Here is a 5596-nt window from a genome sequence, read left to right on the forward strand (position 1 = left end):
GCCGGGGCCGCCCGGGGCGGGGGCGCCGACGGGCGCCATGGACGCCACGTACCGCGGCCACTCCTCCACCCAGTTGCGGCCGAGGTCGTCGATGAACGAGCCGGGCGGCGGGGTGACGCCGTGCGCGGCGCACCACGCGCCGGGCGCGTGCATGCCGGCCCGGATCAGCCCGTTGGTCGGCATTTGCTGCGGCGGGATCGGCGGCAGCTTGCCCGAGTCGAGGCCCATCTTGGCCTCGGCCTCCAGCTCGGAGGCGTCCTTCTCCTCGGACATGCCGATCGGGCCGACCTTGCTGGCGTTGAGGAACTGCCGGACGACCGGCTCCTCGCTGGACAGCAGCATCTCCCGCGGCCCGAACATCGCCAGGTGCCGCTGGTACAGCAGCCCGATGTTGTCGGGGAGGGTGCGGGCGGTGTTGATGTCGTGGGTGACGATCAGGAACGTCGCGTTGATCTGCGCGTTCAGGTCGATGAAAACCTGGTTCAGGAAGGCGGTGCGGACCGGGTCCAGGCCCGAGTCCGGCTCGTCGACGAGGAGGATCTCCGGGTCGAGCACGAGCGCGCGGGCGAGGCCGGCACGCTTCTTCATACCACCGGAGATCTCGCCGGGCAGCTTGTTCTCCGCGCCGAGCAGACCGACCAGTTCCATCTTCTCGAGGACGATGCGCTTGATCTCGGACTCGGACTTCTTGGTGTGCTCGCGCAGCGGAAAGGCGATGTTGTCGAACAGGTTCATCGAGCCGAACAGCGCGCCGTCCTGGAAAAGGACGCCGAACAGCTTCCGGGTCTCGTAGAGCTGCGACTCGGGCAGGTGCGGCAGGTCCCTGTCGCCGATCCAGATGTGCCCGCGGTCGGGCTTGAGCAGCCCGACGAGCGACTTCAGGAAAACCGACTTGCCGGTACCGGACGGGCCCAGAAGAACGGAGATCTCACCTGCGGGAATGGTCAGCGACACGTCCTGCCAGATCACCTGGCGGCCAAAGGACTTGGTCAGGCCCTCGACTCTGATCTCGACGCCCACTCGTCACCTTTCGTCCAGGCCGGGGGGAATCCCGAACCAATGAGCGAGTAGCACTCAGGCTCTTGCTGTCGTCACACGGCGTGTCCGCCGTGTTGCTACCGTCCGGTAGCCGCGCCGGGTTCCACTACCGTAGCGGGCCACCGTCCAAATGGAAGGGGTTCCGGTCCAGATCAGCGGCCAAATGCGACGTCGTAAGACAATCGTTACTTACGGCGCCTATGAGACTAGTGGTCCAAGAACCAGCCGCTCAAGCCCGGGGTTCCGTCCGCTCGCCGGCCGCTGTCCCGCACCCGGCGGCTGGGACGGGGACCGCCCAGTGTGACCACAGCGTCAGAACGGGACGGTACGCCGCCCGCCGATGACCACACAACCCGTCGCGGCACACGCTTTTCCGCGGACCTTTATCACTCCGGCACAGGAAAACGGCGCCGGCTGAGCACAGTCTGAGCAACCTCGACCGCCTGGAACGCAAAGGAGGCGGCCACCCCCCGAAGGGGTGACCGCCTCCTTGGAGAGCGGTGGAGCCGAGGGCTCCGGAGCTCTGGAGCCGTCCTACTTGACGGTGACCGTCGCGCCGGCCTTCTCCAGGGCCTCCTTGGCCTTGTCGGCGGTCTCCTTGTTGACCTTCTCCAGCAGCGGCTTCGGCGCGCCGTCGACCAGGTCCTTGGCCTCCTTGAGGCCGAGGCTCGTGAGCGTACGGACCTCCTTGATGACCTGGATCTTCTTGTCGCCGGCACCCTCGAGGATGACGTCGAACTCGTCCTGCGCGGCAGCCTCCTCGGCGGCCGGGGCGGCACCGCCGGGGGCGGCGGCGACGGCGGCGACCGGGGCGGCGGCCTTGACGTCGAAGACGTCCTCGAACTGCTTCACGAACTCGGAGAGCTCGAGAAGGGTCATCTCCTTGAAAGCGTCGAGCAGCTCGTCGGTGCTGAGCTTCGCCATGATGTTTCCTCCGCTATGGCTTGAAATCTCGGGTGTACGGAACCGCGGGTGCGCCTACTCGGCGGCGGCCTCGGCGGGCGCGGCCTCGGCGGGTGCCTCGGCCGTCTCCCCGGCCTCCTCGCGCTTGGCGCGCAGCGCCTCGGCGAGCTGGGCCGCCTGCGTCGGCAGGGCGTTGAACAGCGCGGCGGCGTTCGCCATCGAGCCCTTCATCGCACCGGCCAGCTTGGCGAGGAGAACCTCGCGCGACTCGAGGTCGGCGAGCTTGGCGACCTCGGCGGCGTCCATCGACTGACCGTCGATGAAGCCGCCCTTGATCACCAGCATCGGGTTCGCCTTGGCGAAGTCGCGCAGGCCCTTGGCGGCCTCCACCACGTCGCCGCGCACGAACGCGATCGCCGACGGGCCTTCGAGCAGGTCACGGAACTGCTCGTCGACACCGGCCTCGTTCGCGGCGCGCTTGGTCAGCGTGTTCTTCACCACGCGGAACCGCGCGTTCTCGCCGAGGTTGTCGCGCAGCTCCTTGACCTGCGCGACGCTGAGCCCGCGGTACTCGGTCAGCACGGCACCGCTGGAGCTCTCGAACTCGCTCTTGAGCTCGGCGATCGCCGCGTCCTTGTGGGCCTTGGCCATAGCCCTCCTTCCGATTACCTGGGTGGTCCGATCCGCGCCCGTCCACAGCGAGGGGACTGGGGCGCCGATCCACCAAAAAACGCCCCGGCGCAGGCGCACGGGGCGTCCAGGCACGGCACGGAGGCCATGCGGAAGCTCTCGTCTCACCTACGCAGGCCGCCCGAACGGTGTCGGGTCCTTCGGTCACCTCACGGGGAGGTGACGACCGGCGGTCTTCGGCGTCAAGCAGGTTACGCAATCTCTCTGCACACCGTCAAACTCGTCAAGTACTTTGCGCAACCTCTCTGCGGTCCTGACGGCCTGACAACGGCGGAGGGACCGCGTCCCGTGCGGGTCGCGGTCCCTCGTGGCGGAGCCGTCGGGCGGCCGGGGTCAGGCGCCCCCGAGGCCGCCGCCGAGCTTGCTCATCATCTCGGCGAAGTCGGTGACCTGGCTCGCCGGCGGCTCGGCGATGTCGACCGGCTTGCCGAAGTCGCGGTACTTCATCGTCATGGCCATCGTGCCCGCGGCCGTCTGGGACGACTTCATCTTCATCTGCCGCGGCAGCTGCTGCCCGTCCACCCAGAGGTCGAACTGCATGTCCTGCATACCGCTCTTGGCGAGGTTCTTGCGGTAGGCCTCCTGCATCTCCGGGGAGAGCTTCGCGATCGCGTCCTCCATCCGGTAGGTGCCGGTGTAGTGGGTCGTCTCGACGCCGTCCACCGTCTCCTTGCCGACCTCGCGCGCGTCCTTGGACGCCGTCAGCATCTTCGTGTTCTGGACCGGGTCCATCTGCCGGGACTGCTGGAGCAGCTCGTCGATGTTCATGCCGGACTGCTTGCCCAGCTCGTCCAGCGACAGCTTGATCCAGGGCTTGGCGGACGCGTTGCCGCCGAGGGCCGACAGCATCGGCATCTTCATGTACATGGTGCGGCCGACGAGCCGCTGCTCCATGCCGCCCATCGACTTGCCCGCGGCGGTCATGTCGGTGAAGTTCATGCTGTAGGCGAGGTCGGGCTTCGTCCGGTACTGCATGGTGCCGTTCATCGAGACGTCGCCGTCGGTGGCGCCCGTCATCTGCATCGACATGTCGGCCTTGAAGGAGTTGACGTCGCCGGTCTTCTCCGCGGCCTTGCCGAGCACCTGCGCGGCCGACAGCTTGATGTTCTTACCGGCCTCGTCCACCTTCTGCCCGGCGTCCCCGAGGCACCCGGTCATCGAGAGGGCGAGGCCGGTGGCCAGCGCCGTGGCGGCGGCGAAACGACGGATCATCGTGGGGGTTCTCCTTGGGTCTTCTGGTCGCCCGGGCGCACGGGCCGATCGATAGGTCAGACGCGGGAGAACTCGTTTCGGTTCATCCCCTTCCGGGGTGATCCGTCTCAGTTTCCGCCGAGCAGCGACCCGATCGACAGCCGGCCCACCTGGTCGGCCGGCGGCGGGTTGACCGTGACGGAGTCACCGTAGTCGCTGTAGAGGACGGTCACCGAGCCGGTCTCGCCCTGGTCGCCGTTCGCCTTCGACACGATCTTGCGGGGCAGGTTGTCGCCGTCCGTCCACAGGTCGAAGTTGATCTTGCCGTTGGCGCGGTCCTTCGGCAGCCACGTGCCCACCTTCTCGCGCGCCTGCGCGTCGAGGCGGTTCAGCGCGTCGTCGATGGTGACCGTGCCCGTGTAGTGCGTCGTCCGCACGCCGTCGATCGTCTCGGTGCCGACCCGGCGGGCGTCCTTGGAGCCGGTGAACATCTTCGTCTGCTCGGCCGGGTCCACCTTCTGCACCTGGTCGACCAGGCCCTGGACGTCGAAGCCGGTCCGCTGCGACACCTGGTTCACGTCGATCTTCACCCACGGCTTGCCGCCGCTGACGAACTGGGCGAGCTGGGGGACCTTCGCGTAGAGCACGTTGCCGGTGAAGACCGCCTGGCCCTTGGCGCCGGGGACGCTCTGCCCGTTCCGGCTGAACTCGTCCAGCTTCGCGCTGAACTGCAGCGTCGGGCGCAGCTGGAACTGCCCGTTGGCGTGGATCCTGCCGGACTCGTTCCCGCTGTCGGCCACGGTGAGGTCGGCCTTGAACGTGTCGGCCTTCGCCGTCCGCTCGGACGTCTTGATCAGCGCCTGCCCGGCACTGAGCTTCATGTTCTCGGTGTTCGCCGACCCGTCCCCGTTGCATCCGGACAGGACGAGCGCGGCACCCACGGCGGTGCCGCCGGCCGCGACCGCAAGTCGTCGGTTCATGAGGGGTGTGCCTCCCTTGTCGCCCTTCTGATGTTTCCCAGTGTTCCGGGACATCAACTTCGCGGGCATCCCCCGGTGGTACGAATGGGGGCCTCGCCGGTACGACCAACGGCGTAGCCCCCGCACTGCCGGACGCCGTGGCCGGACGGGAGCGCGGGAGGCCGTGTCAGCGGTAGGAGGCGAAGGACATCGTCCCGTCGAGGGTCGCGCCGGGCGCCTGCGCGTTCATCTGGATCGACGTCGGACGCCCCTGGCTGTCGGCCCACAGGTCGAGGCCGCAGCCGGTGGAGTCGGGGATCGAGGCGCGGAACCGGGTCGCCGCGTCCTGCGGCAGCAGCGAGTACACACCGCTCATCAGCGTCTGCGCCGTGAAGTGCGTCTTCCCGGACGTGTCCGGCCCGCTCGCGGTCATCCCGGGCAGCGTCCCGATCATGAAGGTGAACTGCCGGGGGTCGGAGTCGTTCTGCAGCGCGCCGAGCTGCGCCGCGCTGAGCGTGGACTGCGTCCACTTCGCGCCGTCGTAGCCCTTGAGGACGTTCCCGCTCACGATCACCTTCTGGGTGATCTTGTTCAGCTCGCCGCCCTCGCTCGTCTGCGTGACGCCGGTGGCGCTCATCGCGAACTTCGGCCACAGCGTGAACGAGGCCGTCTCGACGGCGTGCTGGTAGTCGCCGTTCGACCCGAGCGTCACCTTCATCTCGGTCCTGCGGGTGAAGGAGTGCAGGTTGGGGCCCGGCTGGGGCGGTGCCGTGGGCAGTCCGTGCGCGCCGGGGTTCCCGCCGGCGCGCACGGAC

At 68.3% G+C, this 5596-nt stretch carries 6 protein-coding genes; all 6 read right to left on the reverse strand.

What is annotated here, in order from left to right; all coding sequences use genetic code 11:
• A partial coding sequence (locus tag E1284_RS37885) for an ABC transporter ATP-binding protein (protein ID WP_207924189.1) occupies positions 1-1020 on the reverse strand: 1020 nt, incomplete at its 3' end.
• A 552-nt stretch (positions 1021-1572) separates the two neighbouring features.
• Positions 1573-1962: a 50S ribosomal protein L7/L12 gene (gene rplL, locus E1284_RS37890; RefSeq protein WP_131944963.1), complete on the reverse strand. Its 390-nt coding sequence runs from the start codon at positions 1960-1962 to the stop codon at positions 1573-1575.
• A 54-nt stretch (positions 1963-2016) separates the two neighbouring features.
• A complete protein-coding gene (gene rplJ / locus E1284_RS37895; RefSeq protein WP_131944964.1) occupies positions 2017-2592 on the reverse strand; it encodes a 50S ribosomal protein L10 in 576 nt (191 codons plus the stop codon).
• A 372-nt stretch (positions 2593-2964) separates the two neighbouring features.
• The gene (locus E1284_RS37900) at positions 2965-3843 is read right to left on the reverse strand and encodes an SCO4651 family lipoprotein (RefSeq protein WP_131944965.1); all 879 of its coding nucleotides are present in this window, start codon (positions 3841-3843) and stop codon (positions 2965-2967) included.
• 107 nt (positions 3844-3950) lie between these two features.
• Complete coding sequence (locus tag E1284_RS37905) at positions 3951-4802, reverse strand: SCO4651 family lipoprotein (RefSeq protein WP_131944966.1); 852 nt, start codon at positions 4800-4802, stop codon at positions 3951-3953.
• Between the two features lie 166 nt (positions 4803-4968).
• Positions 4969-5596, reverse strand: a 628-nt coding sequence (locus E1284_RS42165; RefSeq protein ID WP_165965587.1) for a hypothetical protein, incomplete at its 5' end; no start/stop codon positions are given.

It is taken from the genome of Actinomadura bangladeshensis (assembly GCF_004348335.1).
Lineage (GTDB): Bacteria > Actinomycetota > Actinomycetes > Streptosporangiales > Streptosporangiaceae > Spirillospora > Spirillospora bangladeshensis.

Coding starts and splice junctions, on each gene's coding strand:
- E1284_RS37905 (WP_131944966.1), bottom strand. CDS start 4,802: ATGAACCGACGACTTGCGGTCGCGGCCGGCGGCACCGCCGTGGGTGCC.
- rplJ (WP_131944964.1), bottom strand. CDS start 2,592: ATGGCCAAGGCCCACAAGGACGCGGCGATCGCCGAGCTCAAGAGCGAG.
- rplL (WP_131944963.1), bottom strand. CDS start 1,962: ATGGCGAAGCTCAGCACCGACGAGCTGCTCGACGCTTTCAAGGAGATG.
- E1284_RS37900 (WP_131944965.1), bottom strand. CDS start 3,843: ATGATCCGTCGTTTCGCCGCCGCCACGGCGCTGGCCACCGGCCTCGCC.